Source organism: Pseudomonas flexibilis, from assembly GCF_000802425.1.
Taxonomy (GTDB): Bacteria; Pseudomonadota; Gammaproteobacteria; order Pseudomonadales; family Pseudomonadaceae; genus Serpens; species Serpens flexibilis.
Genome location: NZ_JRUD01000007.1, coordinates 19,889 through 43,114 on the forward strand (window position 1 = coordinate 19,889; position 23,226 = coordinate 43,114).

The window sequence follows — 23,226 nt, forward strand, 5'->3', positions numbered from 1 at the left end:
CCTGGGTTCAGCATTGCCGCTGGCGTGCCTGCGTCAAGCGCAGCGGCGGGAGCTCCAGGCTGACGCGCGCCAGGCGCAGCAGGCTGCGGGCCTGGCGAGCCTTGAGCCGGGCAATGCGTGGCTCGCTCTGGCGCTTGGCGCTGCCGGCCAGGGTGAAGGCGCGCAGCGCCGCTCGCAGGGCGAAGAACAGTGGCAGTGGCTGGCAGTCTTCGGCTTCGTCGCGCTGTGCCCGGTAGCGGGCCAGCAGCTGCTCGGCGTGCCTCGGCAACTGCCGGAAGTGCAGGTCCATGAGCACGAAGGAGAGGTCGTAGAGCACGTCGATGCAGTTCAGTCGCTCGCTGAACTCGATGCCGTCGAACAGCGTCGGCCGACCTTCGAACAGGCAGATGTTGGCCAGGCGCAGGTCGCCGTGGCAGCGCCGGACCCGGCCGTCGCGGCGCCGCTGTTCGAGGCAGTCGGCCTGGCGGTCGAGCGCCTGCAGGCTGGCGCGGTACAGGGCCTGTACCGGCGCGCTGGGCAGCAGGTCCGGATGGCCGAGCAGTTCCCGGTGGTTCTCCTCGATGGCCAGGCGGATGCCTTCGACACCGCCGTGCTCGGGCAGGCGGTCGGCGCTGTTGTGAAAGCGGGCGATTTCGGCACCGAGCTGTTCGGCCAGGTCCATCGCCAGCGTGCCGGCGCCGGCCATGCGGTCGAACAGGGCCTCCTGGGGAAAGCGGCGCATCACCACCACCCAGTCCAGTACGCTGCCGGGACCATCGAAGGCCAGGCGGCCATCGGCCTGGCGGGTAATGGCGCTCACCCCCAGGTACAGGGTTGGCGCGGTGCGGCGGTTCAGGGCCAGTTCCGCGCGGCAGGCACGGGCGCGGCTCGCCAGGCTGCGGAAGTCCAGCGAGGCGTAGGTCACCGCGCGCTTTAGCTTATAGGCCCGGTCGCCGTACAGGACGATCAGCGAGCCGTGGGTGTCGATGCGCTCGACGACGCCCGGCCCCGGGCCGTGGCTGCGCGGGTTGCACAGGAAGTCGATGACCTCGCGTTGTCCATTCATGCGTGTCGTCCGTCGTCAGCGCGACCCTGTGCAGCATGGGTGAAATCTCCGCCGGGCGGCCGCCATGACGATCAACGGTTCGGGGTGGGCGCGGCTACAGTGAAAGGGCGGCCGCGCGGCCGGACTTCACGGAGGCTGCCCCCCATGACCCAGTTCCAGCGCCTTCTGGTGATCGTCGATCCCCGGATGCGTCATTCCCCGGCGCTGCAGCGCGCGGCGGCCCTGGCCCGCGCGGGTGGCGCCACGCTGCATGTGGCCGCGCTGGTGGCGACCCCCGCGCTGGTGGCGCTGTTGCCCGCCGAGGTGCAGGCCAGGACCCGCGACGGCTACGCCGCGGAATGCCGCACGCGCCTGGAGGAACAGATCGAGCCGCTGCGCCGACAGGGGCTGACGATCACCCGCGAGGTGCTCTGTGTGTCCGACCTGCGGGCGGAAATCCTCCAGCACGTGGCCGAGCTGCAGCCGGACCTGCTGATCAAGGATGTGCAGCACGAAGGCGAGCTGAAACGCACCTTCATCACTCCGCTGGACTGGCACCTGCTGCGCGAGTGCAGCGCACCCCTGCATCTGGTTGCCGCCGGTGGTCATGCCCAGCCGCGCAAGGTGGTCGCGGCGGTCGACACCTCGCGGGAACAGGCCAGGGAAACCGGGCTGAACGAGCGCATCATCGAGGCGGCCAACGCCCTGGCGATGCAAAGCGGCGCCGAGCTGCACCTGCTGCACACCTATGACCCGCTGCGCTACTACATGGCCGACGCCGGCGCGCCCAGCGAGTCCTGGAACGAGCTGCGCGACATCGCCCAGCAGGACTTCCAGGCGTTCGCCCAGGTACAGGGGGTTCCCGAGGATCGCCGGCATTTCCTGCTCGGCCCGCCGACCATGACCCTCGCCGAGTTCGCCCGCGAACAGCAGGTGGACGTGCTGGTGATGGGGCGCGTGCAGCGCAAGGGCCTGGACAGGCTGGTCGGCAGCACCACCGAGCACGCGCTTTACCAGGTGCCTTGCAGCATCCTGGCCATCGCTCCGGGCGGCTGAACATGCACGTGGTGCCGAGCATCTGCACCTTCTGTGGCGTCGGCTGCGGTCTGGGGCTGCGCGTGGAGGAGGGCCGGGTCATTGGCGTCGAGCCGCAACCCGGACATCCGGTCAGCGAAGGTCAGCTGTGCGCCAAGGGCTGGGCGTGCAGCTTCGCCGTCGAGCCCGCCGGGCGCCTGCGCGAGCCACTGGTTCGGGAAAACGGCCGCCTGCGCCCGGCCAGTTGGGAGGAGGCGCTGGCGCGAACCGCCGAAGGCTTCCAGCTGGCGCTGGACGAACTGGGGCCGGCCGGCGTCGGGGTGATCAGCTGCGCCCATGCCAGCAATGAGGACAATTACGCGGCGCAGAAATTTGCCCGCGCGGTGCTGGGCACCCACAACATCGACCATTGCGCGCGCATCTGCCACAGCCCGTCGGTGGCCGGCCTGGGACGCACCCTGGGCTCCGGGGCGATGAGTGGCGGCATCGCCGACATCGACCAGGCCGACCTGCTGCTGGTGATCGGCGCCGACGTCACCGAGAACCACGCCATGATCGGCGCGCGCATGCTGCGCGCCCAGGCGCGCGGCGCCACGCTGATCGTCGTCGATCCGCGCCGCACTCGCCTGGCACACCTGGCGGATATCCACCTGCAGCTTCGCCTGGGCAGCAATATCGCGCTGCTCAACGGCCTGCTGCATATCATCCTCGCCAAGGGTTGGGAGGATCGCGCCTTCCTCGCCGCGCGCTGCGAAGGCGAGGCCGCGCTGCGCAATCACCTGGCCAACTTCGATCTGGCGCAGTGCTGTGCGCAGACCGGCCTGACGCTGGCCGAGCTGGAGCGGGTGGCCTACGCGTTCAGCCACGCCCGCGCCGCCTTCACCGCCTACGGCATGGGCATTACCCAGTTCCAGAGCGGTACCAACAACGTCATCGCGGTCTCCAACCTGGTTCTGGCCTGCGGCCAGATCGGTCGGCCGGGTACCGGCATCAACCCGCTGCGCGGGCAGAACAACGTGCAGGGCGCCTGTGACATGGGCTGCCTGCCGGATGTCTATCCCGGCTACCAGCCGGCTGCCGACCCTGCCGTGCAGGCGCGCTTCTCCGTCGCCTGGGGCCGTCCGGCACCCGCCTTGCCGGGGTTGACCTCGCTGGCCATGAGCGAGGCGGCGCGGCGCGGCCAGCTGCGCGCGCTGATGGTGATGGGCGAGGAGCTGGTGGTGACCGACCCGGACCAGAACCAGCTGTTGCGCGCGCTGCAGGCTCTGGATTTCCTGGTGGTGGTGGAGCTGCGCCTGAGCGAGACCGCCCGGCTCGCCGACGTGGTGCTGCCGGCCGCCGCCTTCACCGAGAAGGATGGCACCTTCACCAACTGCGAGCGCCGCGTGCAGCGCATTCGCCAAGCCGTGGCGCCGCCCGGCACGGCGCGCGCCGACTGGCGGATCCTGTCCGCGCTGGCGGCGTGCATGGGCTATTCCGGCATGGACTGGCCGGACGCCGAGGCGGTCTTCGCCGAGATGACGGCGCTCACCCCGCTTTTCTCCGCCATGGATTATCCGGCGCCCGCGCGGGCGCGGGCGCCTGCTGCCGGTCAGCCAGGTGGCGCTCGACGAGGTGCCGGATGCCGAGTATCCCTTCGCCTTCACCACGCATCGCCTGCACTTCCACTACGGTGGCGGCGCGATGACCCGGCAGTCGCCGCTGCTGGAGCGGGAGACGCCGCTGGCGCTGCTGTTCATGCACCCGGACGATGGCGTGGCGCTGGGCCTGAACGAGCGCCAGGCGGTGCGCGTGCGCTCGCGACGTGGCCGGCTGGAGACCCGGGTACACCTGACCGACGACGTGCCGCCGGGCACCCTGGCCATGCCGTATCACTTTCGCGAGGCGCCGTGCAACCAGCTGACCAATCCGGCCCAGGACCCGATCAGCCGCATGCCGGAGCTCAAGGCCTGCGCCGTGGCGGTGGAACCGCTGGCGCCGGGTGTGACTCCACGAACGACGGAACGCCATGGACGCCGTTGAACTCGACCGTCCGGAGCGGCTGCGCGACTGGCTGGCGCGCAAGCGCACCGTCCATGAGGTGCGTGCCGACGGGCAGGGCGGTTGGCACTGGCAGGCGCTGGCGGCGGACGATGCCGCCCCGTTCGATCCACCGTCCGTGCTGCCGCCGTTCTCCGCCAAGGGCTTCTTCTTCGCCGAGCGCGAGCAGTTGTTTCGCTTCGACGGCGGGCAGTTCCTCGGCCTGATGCCCGAGGTCGAGCCGCAGGTGCTGTTCGGCCTGCATGCCTGCGATTTGCGGGCGGTCGCCTACCAGGACCAGTTCTTCGCCGCCGATCCCCATTACCAGGCCCGCCGCCGGGCCAGTCTGCTGGTTGCGCTGGAGTGCCGGCACAGCTGCGCGGGCGGTTTCTGCAGCCTGGTCGGCAGCGGACCCCGGGTGCATGACGGCGACGCCGATCTGATCCTGCTGCCGCTGTCGCAAGGCTGGCGGTTGCTGGTCGTATCCGCCGCTGGCGCCGAGGCGCTGCGTGGCTTCGCTGTGCCGGTGGCGCCGGACGACGGCGAGGCGGAGCGCCAGGAAAATGCCCGGCGGGTGGCGGCCGAGCAGGGCCCGCAGACGGAGGTGGCGCGGGGCATCCAGGCGCTGCACGCCGGGCGCATCACCGAGGAGGCCTGGGAGGCGGTGGGCCTGCGCTGCCTCGGTTGCTCCGGCTGCACCACGGTCTGCCCGACCTGTTCCTGCTTCGCCCCGCTGGACGTGGCGGACGAGGAGCGCGGCGTCGCGCGCGAGCGGGTCTGGGATTCCTGTCTGTACGAGGCGTTCCAGCGCGAGGCCAGCGGGCACAACCCCACCGCCAGCGCCGGGCAGCGCGTGCGGCGCTTCTGGTATCACAAGTTCGGCGAGGCGTTTCGCGAGCAGTTCGACGCCTATGGCTGCGTGGGTTGCGGGCGCTGCGACCGGGTCTGTCCGGGTGGCATCGGCGTGCACGGCGTCATGGGCCGGGTGGCGAAGCCATGATCGACGCGACGCCCCGCCGGTTGTGGCTTGAGCAGCACTACGCGGATGGCGAGGACGCCCGCCACTTCACCTTTCGCCTGGACGCTCCACACGCCGGCGATGGCGCCGTGCGCCCCGGGCAGTTCTTCATGCTCTGCGTGCCCGGCGTCGGTGAGGCGCCGTTCACCTATGTACGGCCCCCGGATCCGGACGGCAGCTTCAGCGCGCTGGTGCGCCGGATGGGGCGGGTAACCGATGCGCTGTTCGCCTGCGCGCCGGGTGCGCTGCTGGGCTATCGCGGCCCGTTCGGCCACGGCTGGCCGCATGACCTGCCGGCGGGTAGCCGGGTGCTGGCGGTGGCGGGGGGATGCGGCCTGGCACCCCTGGCCAGCATGATCGAGGACGCCTGCGCGCCGGACGCGCCCTGACGTTTGACGCTGTTGTACGGCGCTCGCCATGCCGCCGCCCAGGTGCTGGGCCGGGAACGGGCGCGCTGGCGCAACCTGCTGCCGCTGTTCGAGAGCTTCGATCAACCACCCCCCGGCCAGCGACCCGGTACGCCCCTGGACCAGCTTGATCGCGTGTTCGCCGCAGGCGGCGTGGACGCGCTGCTGTGTTGCGGCCCGGAACCGCTGATGTTGGCCAGCGCGCGCGAATGCCTGCGGCGCGGCCTGCCCGCCGAGCGCATCTGGCTGTCGCTGGAGCGGCGCATGCACTGCGCCGATGGCCTGTGCGGACATTGCTATCTGGGTGCGAGTTACGTCTGTCGTGACGGTCCCACCTACCGCTATGACCATTACCTGCGCCTGCTGCGGGGGAGTGGCGCCGACGCCCTGCCGGCGGCGCCCGGCTACTGCTAGCAGCGCGTGACCGGCGGCGCGGGACGCACGGGTATTCGCACCTATGCTCACAGCAGTGCCGCGGGCGAAAAAAAGGGAGGAATTGCCATGGGCCACTATCAGCGACTGTTGACTCTCGCCGATCTGCGTCAGCGCCATTCCCCGGCCTTGCAACGGGCTGCCGTGCTGGCCAGGGAGAGCGATGCAGGCCTGCATGTGCTGGCCTGCATCGAGCCGCCGTGGTCCTGGCCGCTGTTGGAGCATGACGTGCGCAGCAAGGCGCAGGACGGCTTTGTCCTGGAGGCCAGGCAGCATCTGGAAGCCCAGATCGAATCTCTGCGCCACCAGGGGTTGAATGTCACGGCGGAGGTGGTGTGGACGGCCGACCCGCATGCCGAGATCCTGCGTTATGTGGAGGAAATGCAGCCGGACGTGCTGGTCAAGGATGTCGAGCGGGTCGGTGAACTCCGTCGAACCTTCACCACGCCGCTCGACTGGCAATTGCTGCGTGACTGCGCGGTGCCCCTGCATCTGGTGGGCGAGGGCGGGCACGCGCATCCCCGGCGGATCGCGGCGGCGGTGGATACCGGGGGGGACAAGGCCCCTGACAGCCCGCTGAACCGGCGCATCGTCGAGGCGGCCAATACCCTGGCGCTGCAGTGCGATGCCGAGCTGCATCTGGTGCACGCCTTCGATCCGATGGCGGTGTTCCTGGGCGACTTCAGCGGTTTCAGCGCCTCGTGGGCCGACCTTGCGGGCGACCTGCAGGCCAGCGAGCGCAGCGATTTCCTGCACTTCGCCGACGCGTGCGGCGTGCCGCAGGATCGTCGCCATTTCCTGCTCGGCCCCCCCACCCTGATGCTCGCCGGATTCGCGCGGGATGTCGGCATCGACGTGTTGGTCATGGGGCGTATCCAGCGGCGGGGGCTGGAGCGGTATGTCGGCAGCACCACCGAGCACCTGCTCTACCAGATGCCCGGCAGCCTGTTGGCGATTCGTCCGGAAAACACCTGAAGTAGCGAGGAGGGCCCATGCACACCCTGGAACCGATGTCCCTGTTCCTGACCCTTGACGACGCCGGCCTGGCGGCCGACCTGCTGCGGCCGCCCGAGGCGCGCGGCTTGGTGGTGTTCGTGCATGGCAGCGGCAGTGGCCGGCGCAGCCCGCGCAACCAGCAGGTGGCGCGTACCTTTGCCAGGCGGGGCCTGGCGACGCTGCTGTTCGATCTGCTCACCGAGGACGAACAGCGCATCGATGCGCTGACGCGCCGCCTGCGCTTCGACATTCCGCTGCTGGCGCGGCGCATCGTCGGGGTGATCGACTGGCTGGAGCGGGACCCGGAATTGGCCATGCTACCGCTCGGCCTGTTTAGCGCCAGCACCGGCGCAGCCGCCGCACTGATCGCCGCCGCACAGCGGCCGCACGTAGTGCGTGCCGTGGTGTCGCGGGGCGGACGGACCGACCTGGCCCGCGAATCGCTGGATGGCGTGGCGGCGCCCACCCTGCAGATCGTGGGTGAGCTCGATCACGAGGTGCTGTCGCTCAATCGCGAGATCGCCCACCACCTGCATTGCGTCCAGCAGGTGACCGTGGTGGCGGGTGCTACCCACCTGTTCGAGGAAGCGGGCGCCCTGGAGGAAGTGGCGCAACATGCCGGCGACTGGTTCGAACGCTTCCTGGTGGCCAGCTAGCCGTGTGGAGCCAGCAGGCCACGCCTGCACCCTGCAGTCAGCAGAGTCCGACATGCAGGCGTTCCTGAAGCCGGCGCCGGCTCTGTTACGGGTCGCGGCGTTCCTTCGCCGGCCGTTCCAGGCGCGCTGGCTTAACCGAGGCTGAATGGCGATTTTTCTTGATCGCGATCCAGTGTTCCGTGCGCCGTGCTGGGTAACCCTGACGACGTCCGGGAACCTTTTTACCGCTGTGTTCGTTAACGCCCGGCAACTTCCGATCCGGGCAGGGCATGAAACACACGGATGAAGAACTGATCAAGCAGGCCCAGGCCGGCAACCCGCATGCCTTCGGCCTGCTGGTACGTCGTCACCAGGCGTGGGTGCTGCGCTTTGTGCGACGGCTGCCAGGCACGCCGGCTGACGCGCCAGACATCGCCCAGGAAACCTTCCTCAAGGCCTGGCAGGCAATCGCCCGCTGGCGACCCGAAGCGCGCTTTCGCACCTGGCTGCTGCAGATTGCTCGTAATACCACCCGTGATGAGTGGCGTCGGCAGCTGCGCCAACCTTCCGAGCCGTTCGAAGTTGAACAGCATGTGGATCCGTCTCCATCGCCGGTTCGGCGGCTGGAGCTGGATCGCCGCCTGCGCCAGTTGGAACGGCTTCTCGAACGCCTTCCGGCCGAGCAGCGGGTGATCCTGCTGTTGCGAGAGCAGGAGGGGCTGTCGTACGCCGAGCTGTCGAATCTGCTGGGCATTCCGCCCGGTACGGTGAAGTCGCGGCTGGCCAGGGCCCGCGAGGGGCTGCTGGAGCACTATCGACTGGAAGGAGGAGAGCACCTGCATGACTGAGCATCTGCACCAGGAGGCGCTGTCCGCCTTGCTGGACGGCGAGTTGGAACCTGCCCTGCGTCCGATGGCCGAGGCACATCTGTTCAGCTGTGCCGATTGCCAGGCGCGCCTTGTCGAGCTGCGTGTACTGGGCGAGGACCTTCGCGCCTTGCGGTGGCGTACACGAGCAGCCTCCGGTCCGCGCCGCCTCCCTCTGGCGCTGGGTGCTGCGGCTTCGCTGCTGCTTGGCGTGCTGCTGGGCTCCACGCTCGTCACGCCAGAGCGCCCGGAAATGCCCGCCTCGGCGCTGCTGGCAGTGCTGAGCAGCACGCCTCCCGGCGGGCTGTGCGCCCGCCCCGAATTCTGCCAACCCCAAGGAGTTTCACAATGAGTTCCACCCTGCAACGCCGCCTGCTGGCGGTCTCCCTGTTGATCAACCTGGGCGTGCTGGTTGCTGCGCTCTGGTCGCAGCTGGCCAGCGAGGGCTTGCCGATGCCCTCCGGAGCCCAGACCAGCCTGACTCGCGAGCTGCAACTGAACAGTCGGCAGCTGCAGCGCTGGCATGACGCCGAAGCACCGTTCCTGGCGCAACTGCGGACGTCCATGCAGGCGATAGGCGAACAGCGCGACAGCCTGGTGCGCGGGATCTTCGCCGCCGAGACGGACATCGAGAAGATCGAGGCGGCGCGGGTGCGGATCGCCGAGCTGCAGGAGCGGCAGCAGCGTCTGGTGATCGATCAGTTGCTGCGTGAGCGGGAGATTCTCGAACCGTCGCAGCGCGATCGACTGGCAGACATTCTGCTAGGCCAGCCAGTAGGGCCAATCGGCCTCGATCAGTTGCACCGGGAGTGACGACGGGAACATTTTTCCGCGCGCCAGCGTTACAGGTTCGAGCCCGCTTCGGGTGTTTATCGACGAGATAAGGACATGACCATGCATTACCGTACGCTGTTGCTTCCCCTGCTGCTGGGCAGCCTTTCCCTGGGTACCGCCACCGCCAGTCTGGCGGCCGGCGGCCATGATCATCATCAACACGGCGATAGCGCCCAGACGCTGCGCCTGGACAACGGCAAGCGCTGGGTCACGGATGCGCCGCTGCGCAAGGCCATGGGTGAGCTGGGTTCGGCGCTGCATGCCACGCATGACGCGATCCACCAGGACCGTCTGCCGACGGCGGAGTACGAACGTCTGGCGGCGCTGGTGAATGACCGGGTGGCCTACATGGTGAAGAACTGTTCGCTGCCGGAGCAGGCCGACGCCCAGTTGCACCTGATCATCGCCTCCCTTATGGCCGGTGCCGAGGAAATGGCCGGGCACGGCGGCGAGGGACGGCGTGCGGGCGCGGTACGGGTCATCATGGCGCTGAACGATTACGGCAGTCATTTCGACGATCCGACGTTCAAGCGTTTCTGACCCTCCGATCAGGGACCGGTTGCGGCCGGTTCCTGGCTTTCTATGCTGGAGCATGAACGCTGATCCTGACCAAGGTGGCCGGCCATGCCCAAGCACTCGCTGGATGTTCCCATTCCCGATCGGGTTGCCGCCGGCCGCGCCCTTTCCGAGCTGCTGGCCGGGCAGGGTGGCCCGCAAACCCTGGTGCTGGCGCTACCCCGCGGCGGCGTGCCGGTGGCGTTCGAGGTCGCCCTGGCGCTGGATTGCCCGCTGGACCTGATGCTGGTGCGCAAGCTGGGGGTGCCGGGGCACAGCGAGCTGGCTATGGGCGCGATTGCCAGCGGCGGGGTGCGGGTGCTCAACGAGGATATCCTCCGCTCCCTGGGCATCGGCGAAGTGGCGATAGACGCGGTCGAGCGGCGCGAGACGGAGGAGCTGGCCCGGCGCGAGCGCGTCTACCGGGGCGAGCGGCCCATGCCGGAGGTGAAGGGCAAACGGGTGATCCTGGTCGATGACGGCATCGCCACCGGGGCGACCATGCGCGCCGCTGTGCAGGCGGTACGCAAGCTGGGTGCCGCGCATGTCACCGTGGCGGTACCCGTGGGCGCGCAGGAAACGCTCGCCGTGCTGCGGCATGAGGCGGACGAGGTGATCTGTCCGCTGGTTCCCGAACCCCTTTGGGCTATCGGTCGGTGGTACCGCGATTTTTCGCAGACCTCGGACGAAGAAGTGATTGATCTGTTGCGGCGCGCCTGGGAGCGACCCACCGCTTGAATTGAGCCATTCCTGTGGCGCGATAAGCTCCCCGGCCTGTCAGGATCCGCACAGCGCGAGCGTGCGAGCTAGGCGAAGCGCGCGCTTTTTTGCTAGGGTTCGGCCACACGAAGAAGCCGTCGGCTGAGCGGCCGAGTGAATGAGGTGCGTCTTGATAAGGCTGCTGGTTGTCGATGATCACGATCTGGTGCGGGCGGGCATTGTTCGCATGCTGGCCGATATCAGGGATCTGCAGGTCGTGGGGGAGGCGGACTCCGGTGAGGAGGCGCTGAGGAAGGCTCGCGAGCTGAAGCCCGACGTGGTGCTGATGGACGTGCGCATGCCGGGTATCGGCGGGCTGGAGGCCACGCGCAAGCTGTTGCGCAGCCATCCCGACATCAAGGTGGTAGTGGTGACCGTCTGCGAGGACGATGTGTTCCCGACCCGTCTGCTCCAGGCGGGCGCCTCGGGCTACCTGACCAAGGGCGCCGCACTGGAGGAAATGGTCCAGGCGATCCGCCAGGCCTTCGCCGGCCAGCGCTACATCAGCCCGCAGATCGCCCAGCAGTTGGCGCTGAAGTCCTTCCAGCCGCAGAACCAGGGCTCGCCGTTCGACCAGCTCTCCGAGCGGGAAATCCAGATCGCCCTGATGATCGCCGGTTGCCAGAAGGTGCAGAGCATCTCCGACAAGTTGTGCCTGTCCCCCAAGACGGTGAACACCTACCGCTACCGCATTTTCGAGAAACTGGCCGTGACCAGTGATGTGGAGCTGGTGCTGCTGGCCGTGCGCCACGGCATGGTCGACGCCACCAGCTGACATGACGCCTTCCGTGTTCGATCCGGCCGCCTTCCTGGCGGCCTGCAGTTCCCATCCGGGCGTGTACCGGATGTTCGATGCCGAGGGCCGGCTGCTCTACGTCGGCAAGGCCCGCAACCTCAAGAAGCGCCTCTCCAGCTACTTCCGCACGACCGGCCTGGCGGTAAAGACCGCTGCGCTGGTGTCTCGCATCGCCCAGGTGGAAACCACCATCACCGCCAACGAGACCGAAGCGCTGCTGCTCGAGCAGACGCTGATCAAGGAATGGCGGCCGCCGTACAACATCCTGCTGCGCGACGACAAATCCTACCCGTACGTGTTTCTGTCCGACGGCGATTATCCGCGGCTGGGCATCCATCGCGGTGCCAAGAAGGCGAAGGGTCGCTACTTCGGCCCCTATCCCAGCGCCGGGGCCATTCGTGAAAGCCTGGCGTTGCTGCAGAAGGCCTTCCTGGTGCGCCAGTGCGAGGACAGCTACTTCCGCAATCGTACCCGCCCGTGCCTGCAGTACCAGATCAAGCGCTGCAAGGGGCCTTGCGTCGGGCTGGTCAGTCCGGCGGAGTACGCCGAGGATGTGCGCCACTCGGTGATGTTCCTGGAGGGTCGCAGCAATGCGCTGGCCGCCGAGCTGACCACAGAGATGGAGCAGGCGGCGATGAGTCTTGAATTCGAGCGCGCCGCCGAGCTGCGCGACCAGGTCGGCATCCTGCGCCGCGTCCAGGATCAGCAGAGCATGGAAGGTGGCACTGGCGATGTGGACGTGATCGCCGCCATCGTCAACCCGGGCGGCGCCTGTGTGCATCTGATCAGCGTGCGGGCAGGGCGGGTGCTGGGCAGCAAGAATTTCTTCCCACAGGTGGCCATCGAGGAGGACAGTGCCAGTGTGCTAGCCGCCTTCCTGGCCCAGTACTATCTGGGCAGCAGTGAGCGGGATCTGCCGGCCGAGCTGATCGTCAATGCCCAGCATGAGGACTTCCCGACGCTGCTGACCGCCATCGCCGAGCTGCGCGGCCGCGAGCTGAGCATCAGCGTACGTGTGCGCGGCACTCGGGCGCGCTGGCAGCAGTTGGCAGTCACCAATGCCGAGCAGGCGCTGGCCGCCCGTCTAGCCAACCGGCAGCATACCGCGGCGCGTTTCGAGGCCCTGGCGCAGGCCCTGGCGCTGGAAGAACAGCCGACCCGGCTGGAGTGCTTCGACATCAGTCATTCCAGCGGCGAGGCGACGGTGGCGTCCTGCGTGGTGTTCGGCCCCGAGGGGGCGCTGAAATCCGACTATCGACGCTACAACATCGAAGGCGTGGCACCCGGTGACGACTACGCCGCCATGCACCAGGCGCTGACCCGTCGCTTCGGCAAGCTCAAGGAGGGGGAGGGCAGGGTTCCCGACATCCTGTTGGTGGATGGCGGCAAGGGCCAGCTCAACATGGCGCGCGAGGTGCTGCAGGAAATGGCCGTGGGCGGCATGCTGCTACTCGGCGTGGCCAAGGGTGTGACCCGCAAGCCGGGGCTGGAGACGCTCTACCTCAATGACGCCGAGCACGAATTCACCCTGCCGGCTGATTCGCCGGCGCTGCACCTGATCCAGCAGATCCGCGACGAAGCCCACCGCTTCGCCATTACGGGCCATCGTGCCCGGCGCGGTAAGGCTCGCCGTACCTCGACCCTGGAGGGCATTGCTGGCGTCGGGCCGACACGCCGTCGTGAGCTGCTCAAGCACTTCGGTGGTCTACAGGAGCTTGGTCGCGCCAGTATCGAAGAGATCGCCAAGGCACCGGGTATAAGCAAAAAACTGGCCGAGTCGATTTATGCCGCCCTGCACAGTGAGTAGAATGCCGTGCCACCCCGCCGCCCAAGCCTGCCCATGAACATCCCCAATCTGCTCACTGTCTTACGCGTTCTGCTTATTCCGGTTTTCATTCTGCTGTTTTACCTGCCGTTTTCCTGGAGCTATTGGGCTGCCAGCGCAGTGTTCGCCCTGGCGGCGGTGACCGACTGGTTCGATGGCTACCTGGCGCGACGCCTGGAGCAGAGCACGCCGTTCGGTGCGTTCCTCGACCCGGTGGCCGACAAGCTGATGGTGGCCGTGGCGCTGGTGCTGCTGGTGGAAGAGCACAGCAATCTCTGGCTGACCCTCCCTGCGGCGATCATCATCGGTCGAGAGATCGTGGTGTCCGCCCTGCGGGAATGGATGGCGGAGCTCGGGGCCCGGGCTCAGGTCGCGGTATCCCAGTGGGGCAAATGGAAGACCGCCGCACAGATGGTCGCACTGGTCATCCTTCTGGCCAACCCTGCGGTATTCACGCTTTGGGTGTTGCTCGGCTACGGCCTGCTGTTCATTGCTGCAGGCCTGACCCTGTGGTCCATGTGCCAGTATCTGCTGGCTGCCTGGCCGCATCTGCGGGTCACCCCGGAAAAGAAATAAGTTTTTTGAATCAAAGGCTTGACGGCGTGTTTGGAAACGATAGAATGGCGGCCGTCACCAAGCGGGAATAGCTCAGTTGGTAGAGCACAACCTTGCCAAGGTTGGGGTCGCGAGTTCGAGTCTCGTTTCCCGCTCCAATTTTTGATGTTGGCGCCGCAGATGCGGCGCTTTCATTTGAGGCCGGGTGGCAGAGTGGTCATGCAGCGGATTGCAAATCCGTGTACGCCGGTTCGATTCCGACCTCGGCCTCCACTATTGAAAAGCCCTGCAGGTTTAATCTGCGGGGCTTTTTATTTTGCGTTGAATATACCGTTCAATCGTGCTGTTTCCCTGTGTTCAATAAGTACAACTCGTTGATACGACTGGACTTTCATGTTGCTGGGCGGAGTTGCGGCAACTTGCCTAAGCCTGGGTGTCTGTATATAGTCCGGCCACTTCGCTGCCCGAATGGCGAAATGGTAGACGCAGGAGACTTAAAATCTCTCGACCGTCAAGGTCGTGCCGGTTCGAGTCCGGCTTCGGGCACCACCTCGATTCAGTCCTTCGCTCTTCTTCCGGCGGAGCTGCCGCCAGGCGCTTCCATACCCTTCGTGCCAGCAGAAATGCTCGTGCCTTCCAGTCGCAACTTCCTGATTCATTAATACCACCCCTATATTTGCGTTAGTCTGTCTGCCTTACCTCCTGCCCAGGCCAACAGGGCAGGGTATGCTGGAGGGCGCCATGTACGACGACATCCGTAATGCCCATGCCGAGCTGCGCGAGGCGCTGCTGGGTTTCAATGCACAATGGCCGGGCCAGGTTGTTTCAGGCGTAGCCTGGCGGTTGCCTTTGCTACGGGAGCAGAAGGCTCCTGATGTGATTTCCGTCGAGCGCCTGACCGGCAATGACGCCATCCAGTCTGCCAAGGCCGCTTTCTCCATGCTGGAGCGGGCGTCGGGGCAGGCCCCGGGTACGGTGATGCGCCTGCCTGGTTACTTCGAGGTCAGGGATTGTCTGCTGGATCAGGTGCGAGCAATCAATCGGCTCAAGGATGCTCTGGTCGCGACGGTGGAGCAGACCCGTCTGGAGATGAATCTGGCCAAGACGGCACGCCCACGGCTTTTGCGGGCGGCCCTAGGGGCTGGTTTTTCCATGATGCAGGTGTCTCGGCATATCCAGGCCTTCGATGCGGCGCCCCGTCTTCTGGTGTTCACATGGGCAGGGCATACGGCCGGCGCCGAGAAGGTTCTCGTGAAGGATGTCCGTGAGTTGCTTCTGGTGCGCGCCCAACAGCAGGCAGCGGAGGCGCGCTGCTCGGTGGAGCGTACCCCGGCGGGATTGGAGTTGCAGAGCATTGCAAGCCTGGCCGACGAGCAGGTGCTGCATCGCTACAAGAAACTGGCGCCTCATCCGCGGCTCATGTTCTGGTTCAGTGAAGCCACCCGCTACGACGCCATGGTGCATGCCAATCTGCCGGTGTTTATTCGCGTGGGCGGCGCGCCGAAGGTGCGTGAGCTGGGAGATTTCGATCGTGCGGCTCGCCAGGCCGAGCGTCCGGATCGTAAACCTAGGGTTCCAGTGATCCCGCGCATGAACCTCTACTTGCCCACGACTGCCCGCGCAATAACTGCTCTTCCTGCTGGGCGCCTGGAGACCATTGCGTCGACTTACAAGGGCTGACCGGCGAGCTTTCGCCCGCTTTTGCTGTCCATTCCCAGACGGCAGTGGAGGAGGGTGGGCGGATGATCTTCAGGCACTTCGAACATTATGAGGCGGTTGCCTCGGCGCTTCCGGTGGAGGACGGTTATCAGGCGGTGATCGCGGTCAAGACGCGCGACCCTGGTGCCAGGCCTGTGGTGCATACCCTGGCGGAGGGGCATCGGTATGATCTCGCTTTCGAGGCCGAGGAGGTTGCGCATGCCGCACTGGCCAAGCTCAAGGAGATCAGCAGGGAGGGTGAGTTGCTTTGGGAATAACGAAGCAAAACGGCAGGTATTTTCTACACTGTCCGACTTATCAGGCGGACACGCCGCATCGTTCTGACTTTCTCGCGAACCAAGGATGGCCATGATCAAGAAATGTCTGTTTCCGGCAGCTGGCTACGGCACCCGATTCCTTCCAGCTACCAAGGCTATGCCCAAGGAAATGCTGCCAGTGGTCAACAAGCCGCTGATTCAGTACGGAGTGGAGGAAGCCCTGGAGGCAGGTCTCAATCAGATCGCCATTGTCACTGGACGTGGCAAGCGGGCGCTGGAGGATCACTTCGACATCAGCTATGAGCTGGAACACCAGATTCGCAACACCGATAAGGAGCGCTACCTGAGTGGCATCCGCCGCCTCATCGACAGTTGCAGTTTCTCGTATACCCGTCAGATCGAGATGCGGGGGCTGGGGCACGCCATTCTCAGCGGTCGCCCGCTGATCGGTGATGAGCCGTTTGCAGTGGTATTGGCGGATGACCTTTGCCTGAATACCGAGGGTGATGGCGTGCTGGCCCAGATGGTGCGCCTCTACAACCAGTTCCGCTGCTCCATCGTGGCCATCGAGGAAGTCCCGCCGGAGGAGACGTCCAAGTACGGCATCATCGCTGGCGAGGCCATTCGCGACGACATCTATCGGGTCAGTAGCATGGTGGAGAAGCCTCGGCCGGAAGATGCGCCGTCGAATCTGGCGATCATCGGTCGCTATATCCTCACTCCGGACATCTTCGAGCTGATCGAACAGACCGAGCCGGGCAAGGGCGGTGAAATCCAAATCACCGATGCGCTGATGAAGCAGGCTCAGCAGGGCTGCGTGCTGGCTTACCGCTTCAAGGGGCGGCGTTTCGACTGCGGCAGTGCCGAAGGCTATATCGCAGCCACCAACTTCTGTTTCGAGCACTTCTACAAGGCCGGCAAGGCGTTCTGATTCAGCCTCTGTCAGGTGGGCGGGCCGTCTCCGGCGCTTTTTAGCGGCTTGGCGCCCGGTCCTAGTGGTTGGCCATAGCTGAATTCCACATAGTTCCCGGCCGGGTCGCGCACGCCACAGTAATAGCCGGCCGGGAAAGAGTCGTCCCGGGGTGGCCAGATCAGACAGTCGGCCTGGCGCGCGCGCTCGGCAATCTCATCCACCGCCTCCCGGCTGGGCAAGGCGAATCCGAAGTGGCTGTAATCGTCTGTAGCCAGTTGACGTTCGTTGCCGCCCGGCATCATGACGATGACGAACGCGTGTTCGCGGCCGGGTTCGGCCATCCAGACGATGCGCGAGCCCTTGGCGGGCCTCTGGTGTATCAGTCGGAGTCCGCAGAAGTCGGAATAGAACGCTATGCAGGCGTCAAGGTCGGGGACATGCAGCGCGATGTGCGTCAGTGTGGGGCCCATGACGGTTCTCCTGAGCGAAATGCCCCAGTCCGGGAATGCTGGGGTATGCTGGCGGCCTGAATCAGGAGACAACACTATGGCCTATGATTTCGACCTCTTCGTCATTGGCGCCGGCTCCGGTGGTGTCCGTGCGGCGCGTTTTGCCGCCGGCTTCGGTGCGCGCGTGGCGGTTGCCGAAAGTCGTTACCTGGGTGGCACCTGCGTGAACGTGGGATGCGTGCCGAAGAAGCTGCTGGTCTACGGCGCGCATTTCGAGGAAGAGCTGCGACAGGCCAAGGGTTATGGCTGGACGAGTGGTGAGCCTGCGTTCGACTGGTCGACGCTGATCGCCAACAAGAACCGGGAGATCGAGCGTCTCAACGGGATCTATCGAAAGCTGCTGGTCGACAGCGGCGTCAAGCTCCTGGAGGGGCATGCGCGTCTGGTAGGTGGCCAGCATGTTGAGGTCGATGGGCAGCGCTATAGCGCCAGGCATATCCTGATCGCCACCGGAGGCTGGCCGCAGAAGCCGGACATTCCCGGCGCCGAGCATGCCATTACTTCCAACGAGGCGTTCTACCTCGAACAGCTGCCGCAGCGTGTGCTGGTGGTCGGTGGTGGCTATATCGCGGTGGAGTTCGCCTCCATCTTCCATGGCCTGGGTGCGAAGACCTCGCTGCTTTACCGTCGCGATCTGTTTCTGCGTGGCTTCGATGAGAGTCTGCGGGTGCATCTCCGTGACGAGATGGAGAAGAAAGGCGTTGACCTGCAGTTCAACAGCGACATCCGGCGCATCGACAAGCAGGCCGACGGCACTCTCAAGGCGACGCTGGCCGATGGTCGGGTGCTGGAAACCGACTGCGTCTTTTATGCCACCGGGCGCCGGCCGATGCTGGACAACCTGGGGCTGGAGAATACGCGTATCGAGCAGGATGATCGGGGCTTCATCCGGGTCGACAACCTGTACCGCACCACGGACCCCTACGTTCTGGCCATCGGCGACGTGATCGGCCGTGTGCAGCTGACGCCAGTGGCGCTGGCCGAAGGCATGGCGGTGGCGCGTCGTCTGTTCAGGCCGGAGGAGTACCGCCCGTTGAGCTATGAGCTCATACCGACCGCAGTGTTTAGCCTGCCAAATATCGGTACGGTGGGTCTTTCCGAGCAGCAGGCGCGTGAAAAGCACCGCGTGAAAGTCTTCGAAAGCCGTTTTCGGCCCATGAAGCTGAGTCTCACGGAGTCCCAGGAGCGCACCCTCATGAAGCTGGTAGTGGATGCCGACAGCGACCGTGTATTGGGTTGCCACATGATCGGTCCGGAAGCCGGCGAGATCATCCAGGGCCTGGCGGTGGCGATGAAGGCTGGCGCCACCAAACGCGATTTCGACGACACCCTGGGAATTCACCCGACCGCCGCGGAGGAGTTCGTCACCATGCGTACCGCACGCGAGTGAATCCCAAAAAATGCGGCGATTCAGGGCGTTAGCGAAAAAAACCAGTTGACAGGATAAGGGCTGTGCGTAAAATGCACGGCCATCGGAAGGCACATAGCTCAGTTGGTTAGAGCACCACCTTGACATGGTGGGGGTCGTTGGTTCGAGTCCAATTGTGCCTACCAAATTCCAAGAAAGGGTCGCCGCAAGCGGCCCTTTTTTTATGGCTGCTTGCCAGATGCCTGGCTTTCTGGAAGCATCCGCGGCTTCGATTTCCAGTGCTCCGGTTCGACGGGTTAGGCCTCAGGCCTCCTGCCACAGTGCGGCGGGTTCTTCCGGCGGATCGCTTTACTGGCTCATCCCAACCCATGTGGCCTTTGGTAGGGGTCACCACTAGGAGAGGAGGCGCCATGCCCATCATTACTCTTCCCGACGGTAGTCAGCGTTCATTCGATCATCCGGTCAGCGTGGCCGAGGTGGCGCAGTCCATTGGTGCGGGCCTGGCCAAGGCGACGATCGCCGGCAAGGTCAACGGTCGCCTGGTCGATGCCTGCGACCTGATCGAAAATGATGCCACCCTGCAGATCATCACGTCGAAGGACGAGGAAGGGCTGGAGATCATTCGTCACTCCTGCGCCCACTTGGTGGGGCATGCAGTCAAGCAGCTCTATCCGAATGCCAAGATGGTCATCGGTCCGGTGATCGACGAGGGCTTCTATTACGACATCGCCATCGATCGCCCCTTCACGCCGGAGGATATGGCGGCGATCGAAGCGCGAATGGCCGAGCTGATTGCCAGGGATTACGACGTCATCAAGAAAATGACGCCGCGCAATGAGGTCATCGAGGTCTTCAGGGCGCGTGGCGAAGAGTACAAGCTGCGCCTGATCGACGATATGCCGGACGAGAAGGCGATGGGTCTGTACTACCACGAGGAATACGTGGACATGTGCCGGGGGCCGCACGTGCCGAACACCCGCTTCCTCAAGGCCTTCAAGCTGACCCGTATATCCGGCGCCTACTGGCGCGGCGACTCGAAGAACGAGCAGCTGCAGCGAATCTATGGCACTGCCTGGGCCGACAAGAAGCAGCTGGCTGCTTATATCCAGCGCATCGAGGAAGCCGAGAAGCGTGATCACCGTCGACTGGGCAAGCGCCTGGGGCTGTTTCACACCCAGGAAGAAGCGCCCGGCATGGTGTTCTGGCACCCGAACGGCTGGAGCGTGTATCAGGGGCTCGAGCAGTACATGCGCCAGGTTCAGCGCGAAAACGGCTATGTCGAGGTGCGCACCCCCCAAGTGGTGGACCGCATCCTCTGGGAGAAGTCCGGGCACTGGTCGAACTATGCCGAAAACATGTTCACCACCTCCTCGGAGAACCGCGACTACGCAGTCAAGCCGATGAACTGCCCGTGCCACGTGCAGATCTTCAACCAGGGCCTGAAGTCTTACCGCGATCTGCCGTTGCGCATGGCTGAGTTCGGTGCTTGCCACCGCAATGAGCCGTCCGGCGCGCTGCACGGCATCATGCGGGTGCGCGGCTTCACCCAGGATGACGCGCATATCTTCTGCACCGAGGATCAGGTGCGCCAGGAAGCGGCCGACTTCATCCGGCTGACGCTCAAGGTCTACGCGGACTTCGGCTTCACTGACATCGCCATGAAGCTCTCGACCCGACCGGCCAAGCGCGTCGGCTCCGACGAGCTCTGGGATCGCGCCGAGGAGGCCTTGGCGCAGGCGTTGAATGAATCCGGCCTGGCCTGGGAGTACCAGCCGGGCGAGGGCGCCTTCTACGGTCCGAAGATCGAGTTCACCCTGCGCGATTGCCTGGGCCGCAACTGGCAGTGCGGGACCCTGCAGTACGACCCGAACCTGCCCGAGCGGCTGGATGCCAGCTACATCGCTGAGGACAACCAGCGCAAGCGGCCGGTCATGCTGCACCGGGCGATCCTGGGTTCGTTCGAGCGCTTCATCGGCATCCTGATCGAACATTACGAAGGATCCTTCCCGGCCTGGCTGGCTCCGACCCAGGCGGTGATCATGAACATTACCGACAAGCAGGCGCCATTCGCCGAGGAAGTCGAGAAAACCCTGAATTCCCAAGGCTTCCGGGCAAAGGTTGACTTGAGAAACGAGAAGATCGGCTTTAAAATCCGCGAGCATACTTTGCTCAAGGTTCCCTACCTCCTCGTTATTGGAGACCGGGAAGTTGAGACACGGTCCGTCGCTGTGCGCACCCGCGAAGGTACTGATCTGGGCAGCATGCCCATCGAGCAGTTCAGCGGTTTGCTGGCACAGACGGTTTCCCGGCGTGGTCGCCAAGCATCGGAGTAATGACTATTAAGCGTGATATGAGACAAGACAAACGGGCACCCAAGCCTCCGATCAATGAAAACATCAGTGCTCGTGAGGTCCGTCTGATCGGTGCGGATGGCGAACAGATCGGCATCGTCTCCATCGACGAAGCCCTGAGGGTCGCCGAAGAGGCAAAGCTGGACCTGGTGGAAATTTCCGCCGAGGCCCTGCCTCCGGTTTGTCGCATCATGGATTACGGCAAGCACCTGTTCGAAAAGAAGAAGCAGCAGGCGGCGGCCAAGAAGAACCAGAAGCAGATTCAGATCAAGGAAATCAAGTTCCGTCCAGGAACCGAGGAAGGGGACTATCAGGTCAAGCTTCGCAACCTGATCCGTTTCCTCAGTGAAGGGGACAAGGCCAAGGTATCCCTGCGATTCCGCGGTCGTGAGATGGCTCACCAGGAGCTGGGCATGGAGCTGTTGAAGCGGGTCGAAGCCGATCTCGCCGAATACGGCGCCGTTGAACAGCATCCGAAGCTGGAAGGACGCCAGCTGATGATGGTCATCGCTCCCAAGAAGAAAAAATAACTACCAGGGCACTGGCAGGCCTTGCAGTTATTTGTAAGCACTCAGCTACGGAGTACCGAACATGCCAAAGATGAAAACCAAGAGTGGTGCCAAGAAGCGCTTCAAGCCGACCGCAAACGGCTTCAAGCACAAGCACGCTTTCAAGAGCCACATCCTGACCAAGATGACGACCAAGCGTAAGCGTCAGCTGCGGGGCACTTCGCTGATGCACCCGTCTGACAAGGCGAAGGTCGAGCGCATGCTGCGCGTTCGTTAATCCGGTCAAGATTTTTAGAGGACTTTACTCATGGCTCGTGTTAAGCGTGGCGTTATCGCTCGTGCTCGTCACAAGAAAATTCTGAAGCTCGCCAAGGGCTACTACGGTGCACGCTCCCGCGTGTTCCGCGTTGCCAAGCAGGCGGTGATCAAGGCTGGCCAATACGCCTACCGTGACCGCCGTCAGCGCAAGCGCCAGTTCCGCGCTCTGTGGATCGCTCGTATCAACGCCGGTGCTCGTCAGAACGGTCTGTCCTACAGCCGCCTGATCGCTGGCCTGAGAAAGGCGGCCATCGAGATCGACCGCAAGGTTCTGGCCGATCTGGCAGTGAACGAAAAGACCGCCTTCGCCGCGATCGTCGAGAAAGCCAAAGCCTCTCTGGCCTAACTTCCCCGGCATACCGGATTCGTCCGGAGCGAAGCGTCAACGATAGGGGAAGAGCCTTGGGCTCTTCCCCTATTTTGTATTTGAAGGGCTCTTGCAAAAACGCCTGACACAGCGGGTGCTTTTGCAAGATCCTCGGGAGGATGTACATGGAAAATCTCGATGCACTGGTCGCCCAAGCGCTGGAGGCCGTGCGAGGCAGCGAAGACATCAACGCCCTCGAACAGATCCGGGTGCAATACCTGGGCAAGAAGGGTGAGATCACCCTGCTGATGCAGACTCTGGGCAGGCTCTCGGCGGAAGAGCGTCCCAGGGCCGGCGCGCTTATCAATGCCGCCCGTGACCAAGTGCAAGGTGCATTGGCGGCGCGCAAGGCTGATCTGGAAGCCGCCGCCCTGCAGGCCAAACTGGCTGCCGAGCGGATCGATGTGACGCTGCCCGGCCGTGGCCAGGCATCCGGTGGTCTGCACCCGGTTACCCGCACCAAGGAGCGCATCGAACAGTTCTTCACCCATATCGGCTACAGCGTGGCCGAGGGGCCCGAAGTCGAGGACGACTATCACAACTTCGAGGCCCTCAACATCCCCGGCCACCACCCGGCCCGGGCGATGCACGACACCTTCTACTTCAACGCCAACATGTTGTTGCGTACCCATACCTCGCCGGTGCAGGTGCGCACCATGGAGAACCAGAAGCCACCGATCCGCATCGTCTGCCCGGGACGTGTGTACCGCTGCGATTCGGATATCACCCACTCGCCGATGTTCCATCAGGTCGAAGGCCTGCTGGTCGACAAGGGCATCAGCTTTGCCGACCTGAAGGGCACCATCGAGGAGTTCCTGCGGGTGTTCTTCGAAAAGCCGCTGGGCGTGCGTTTCCGTCCTTCCTTCTTCCCGTTCACCGAGCCGTCCGCCGAAGTCGACATGCAATGCGTGATGTGCTCAGGCAAGGGCTGTCGTGTCTGCAAGCAGACCGGTTGGCTGGAGGTGATGGGTTGCGGCATGGTGCACCCCAACGTGCTGCGCATGTCCGGAATCGACCCCGAGGAATTCCAGGGCTTTGCCTTCGGCATGGGCGTGGAGCGTCTGGCCATGCTGCGCTACGGCGTCAATGACTTGCGCCTGTTCTTCGACAACGACCTGAGGTTCCTGGCGCAATTCCGCTAGGCCCGCGTCCGACACG

26 protein-coding genes, 4 tRNA genes and 1 pseudogene are annotated in these 23,226 nt (G+C 64.9%); 29 read left to right on the forward strand and 2 right to left on the reverse strand.

The annotated features are described in order from the left end of the window. Positions 1 to 7: 7 nt before the first annotated feature. On the reverse strand, positions 8 to 1,045 hold the full coding sequence (locus tag SF06_RS05255; protein ID WP_065365665.1) for a phosphotransferase: 1,038 nt from the start codon (positions 1,043 to 1,045) through the stop codon (positions 8 to 10). A gap of 144 nt (positions 1,046 to 1,189) precedes the next feature. On the opposite strand from SF06_RS05255, the gene SF06_RS05260 reads away from it, so the two are divergent. The 22 genes and pseudogenes from SF06_RS05260 (at position 1,190) to galU (ending at position 16,663) form a co-directional block, all read left to right on the forward strand. Further along, the gene (locus SF06_RS05260) at positions 1,190 to 2,080 is read left to right on the forward strand and encodes a universal stress protein (protein WP_039560233.1); all 891 of its coding nucleotides are present in this window, start codon (positions 1,190 to 1,192) and stop codon (positions 2,078 to 2,080) included. Positions 2,081 to 2,082: 2 nt separating this feature from the next. Further along, positions 2,083 to 3,459: pseudogene (locus SF06_RS05265) on the forward strand (molybdopterin oxidoreductase family protein); the annotation flags it as partial. Positions 3,460 to 3,658: 199 nt separating this feature from the next. Then, a complete protein-coding gene (locus SF06_RS18660; protein ID WP_234703303.1) occupies positions 3,659 to 4,081 on the forward strand; it encodes a molybdopterin dinucleotide binding domain-containing protein in 423 nt (140 codons plus the stop codon). Next, positions 4,068 to 5,078: a 4Fe-4S dicluster domain-containing protein gene (locus tag SF06_RS05270; protein WP_039560234.1), complete on the forward strand. Its 1,011-nt coding sequence runs from the start codon at positions 4,068 to 4,070 to the stop codon at positions 5,076 to 5,078. The genes SF06_RS18660 and SF06_RS05270 overlap by 14 nt, the downstream gene beginning before the upstream one ends. After that, positions 5,075 to 5,485 carry an FAD-binding oxidoreductase gene (locus SF06_RS18665; RefSeq protein WP_234703304.1) on the forward strand — a complete coding sequence of 137 codons (411 nt, stop codon included), beginning with the start codon at positions 5,075 to 5,077 and terminating at the stop codon, positions 5,483 to 5,485. Before SF06_RS05270 ends, SF06_RS18665 begins: the two co-directional genes overlap by 4 nt. 3 nt (positions 5,486 to 5,488) lie before the next feature. Then, positions 5,489 to 5,917: an iron-sulfur cluster-binding protein gene (locus SF06_RS18670; protein ID WP_234703305.1), complete on the forward strand. Its 429-nt coding sequence runs from the start codon at positions 5,489 to 5,491 to the stop codon at positions 5,915 to 5,917. An 87-nt stretch (positions 5,918 to 6,004) separates the two neighbouring features. Further along, the gene (locus tag SF06_RS05280; RefSeq protein ID WP_039560235.1) at positions 6,005 to 6,910 is read left to right on the forward strand and encodes a universal stress protein; all 906 of its coding nucleotides are present in this window, start codon (positions 6,005 to 6,007) and stop codon (positions 6,908 to 6,910) included. Positions 6,911 to 6,927: 17 nt separating this feature from the next. Further along, the gene (locus tag SF06_RS05285) at positions 6,928 to 7,587 is read left to right on the forward strand and encodes a dienelactone hydrolase family protein (protein WP_052199720.1); all 660 of its coding nucleotides are present in this window, start codon (positions 6,928 to 6,930) and stop codon (positions 7,585 to 7,587) included. A 269-nt stretch (positions 7,588 to 7,856) separates the two neighbouring features. Then, positions 7,857 to 8,414, forward strand: coding sequence for an RNA polymerase sigma factor (locus SF06_RS05290; protein ID WP_039560236.1), 558 nt, complete (start codon positions 7,857 to 7,859; stop codon positions 8,412 to 8,414). Then, the gene (locus SF06_RS05295) at positions 8,407 to 8,784 is read left to right on the forward strand and encodes an anti-sigma factor family protein (RefSeq protein WP_039560237.1); all 378 of its coding nucleotides are present in this window, start codon (positions 8,407 to 8,409) and stop codon (positions 8,782 to 8,784) included. The genes SF06_RS05290 and SF06_RS05295 overlap by 8 nt, the downstream gene beginning before the upstream one ends. After that, positions 8,781 to 9,245 carry a periplasmic heavy metal sensor gene (locus tag SF06_RS05300; protein ID WP_039560238.1) on the forward strand — a complete coding sequence of 155 codons (465 nt, stop codon included), beginning with the start codon at positions 8,781 to 8,783 and terminating at the stop codon, positions 9,243 to 9,245. Before SF06_RS05295 ends, SF06_RS05300 begins: the two co-directional genes overlap by 4 nt. A gap of 75 nt (positions 9,246 to 9,320) precedes the next feature. Next, complete coding sequence (locus SF06_RS05305; protein ID WP_039560239.1) at positions 9,321 to 9,806, forward strand: hypothetical protein; 486 nt, start codon at positions 9,321 to 9,323, stop codon at positions 9,804 to 9,806. Positions 9,807 to 9,890: 84 nt separating this feature from the next. Then, entirely contained in the window at positions 9,891 to 10,559 is a 669-nt protein-coding gene (locus SF06_RS05310; protein ID WP_039560240.1) for a phosphoribosyltransferase, read from the forward strand. A gap of 151 nt (positions 10,560 to 10,710) precedes the next feature. Then, positions 10,711 to 11,355 carry a response regulator transcription factor GacA gene (gene gacA, locus SF06_RS05315; RefSeq protein ID WP_039560241.1) on the forward strand — a complete coding sequence of 215 codons (645 nt, stop codon included), beginning with the start codon at positions 10,711 to 10,713 and terminating at the stop codon, positions 11,353 to 11,355. Position 11,356: 1 nt separating this feature from the next. Further along, positions 11,357 to 13,183 carry an excinuclease ABC subunit UvrC gene (gene uvrC / locus SF06_RS05320; RefSeq protein ID WP_039560242.1) on the forward strand — a complete coding sequence of 609 codons (1,827 nt, stop codon included), beginning with the start codon at positions 11,357 to 11,359 and terminating at the stop codon, positions 13,181 to 13,183. 33 nt (positions 13,184 to 13,216) lie between these two features. Beyond that, a complete protein-coding gene (gene pgsA, locus SF06_RS05325) occupies positions 13,217 to 13,777 on the forward strand; it encodes a CDP-diacylglycerol--glycerol-3-phosphate 3-phosphatidyltransferase (RefSeq protein WP_027591011.1) in 561 nt (186 codons plus the stop codon). A 61-nt stretch (positions 13,778 to 13,838) separates the two neighbouring features. After that, positions 13,839 to 13,914, forward strand: a tRNA-Gly gene (locus tag SF06_RS05330). A 41-nt stretch (positions 13,915 to 13,955) separates the two neighbouring features. Beyond that, a tRNA-Cys gene (locus SF06_RS05335) sits at positions 13,956 to 14,029 on the forward strand. 189 nt (positions 14,030 to 14,218) lie between these two features. Continuing rightward, positions 14,219 to 14,305: transfer RNA gene (locus SF06_RS05340), tRNA-Leu, on the forward strand. 192 nt (positions 14,306 to 14,497) lie between these two features. Beyond that, positions 14,498 to 15,436: a DNA replication terminus site-binding protein gene (locus SF06_RS05345; protein ID WP_037009227.1), complete on the forward strand. Its 939-nt coding sequence runs from the start codon at positions 14,498 to 14,500 to the stop codon at positions 15,434 to 15,436. Positions 15,437 to 15,498: 62 nt separating this feature from the next. After that, positions 15,499 to 15,732, forward strand: a complete 234-nt coding sequence (locus SF06_RS05350) for a hypothetical protein (protein ID WP_039560243.1) — start codon at positions 15,499 to 15,501, stop codon at positions 15,730 to 15,732. A gap of 91 nt (positions 15,733 to 15,823) precedes the next feature. Continuing rightward, positions 15,824 to 16,663, forward strand: a complete 840-nt coding sequence (galU, locus tag SF06_RS05355; protein WP_027591009.1) for a UTP--glucose-1-phosphate uridylyltransferase GalU — start codon at positions 15,824 to 15,826, stop codon at positions 16,661 to 16,663. Between the two features lie 11 nt (positions 16,664 to 16,674). Here the strand turns inward: galU and SF06_RS05360 are convergent, their stop codons facing one another. After that, the gene (locus SF06_RS05360; protein ID WP_027591008.1) at positions 16,675 to 17,115 is read right to left on the reverse strand and encodes a VOC family protein; all 441 of its coding nucleotides are present in this window, start codon (positions 17,113 to 17,115) and stop codon (positions 16,675 to 16,677) included. A 76-nt stretch (positions 17,116 to 17,191) separates the two neighbouring features. Between SF06_RS05360 and gorA the strand changes: the two genes are divergently transcribed. The 7 genes from gorA to pheS all read left to right on the forward strand — a co-directional run bounded on the left by gorA (position 17,192) and on the right by pheS (position 23,210). Then, positions 17,192 to 18,544, forward strand: coding sequence for a glutathione-disulfide reductase (gene gorA / locus SF06_RS05365; protein WP_039560244.1), 1,353 nt, complete (start codon positions 17,192 to 17,194; stop codon positions 18,542 to 18,544). An 87-nt stretch (positions 18,545 to 18,631) separates the two neighbouring features. Next, a tRNA-Val gene (locus SF06_RS05370) sits at positions 18,632 to 18,708 on the forward strand. 225 nt (positions 18,709 to 18,933) lie between these two features. Beyond that, positions 18,934 to 20,856 (forward strand): threonine--tRNA ligase, encoded by a 1,923-nt coding sequence (thrS, locus tag SF06_RS05375; RefSeq protein ID WP_039560245.1) that lies wholly within the window; start codon positions 18,934 to 18,936, stop codon positions 20,854 to 20,856. Continuing rightward, positions 20,856 to 21,404 carry a translation initiation factor IF-3 gene (gene infC / locus SF06_RS05380; protein WP_175444358.1) on the forward strand — a complete coding sequence of 183 codons (549 nt, stop codon included), beginning with the start codon at positions 20,856 to 20,858 and terminating at the stop codon, positions 21,402 to 21,404. Before thrS ends, infC begins: the two co-directional genes overlap by 1 nt. Before the next feature lie 61 nt (positions 21,405 to 21,465). Continuing rightward, positions 21,466 to 21,660, forward strand: coding sequence for a 50S ribosomal protein L35 (gene rpmI, locus SF06_RS05385; protein WP_027591536.1), 195 nt, complete (start codon positions 21,466 to 21,468; stop codon positions 21,658 to 21,660). A 30-nt stretch (positions 21,661 to 21,690) separates the two neighbouring features. Then, on the forward strand, positions 21,691 to 22,047 hold the full coding sequence (gene rplT / locus SF06_RS05390; protein ID WP_027591535.1) for a 50S ribosomal protein L20: 357 nt from the start codon (positions 21,691 to 21,693) through the stop codon (positions 22,045 to 22,047). Between the two features lie 146 nt (positions 22,048 to 22,193). Next, positions 22,194 to 23,210, forward strand: a complete 1,017-nt coding sequence (pheS, locus tag SF06_RS05395; protein ID WP_039560247.1) for a phenylalanine--tRNA ligase subunit alpha — start codon at positions 22,194 to 22,196, stop codon at positions 23,208 to 23,210. Positions 23,211 to 23,226 lie beyond the last annotated feature (16 nt).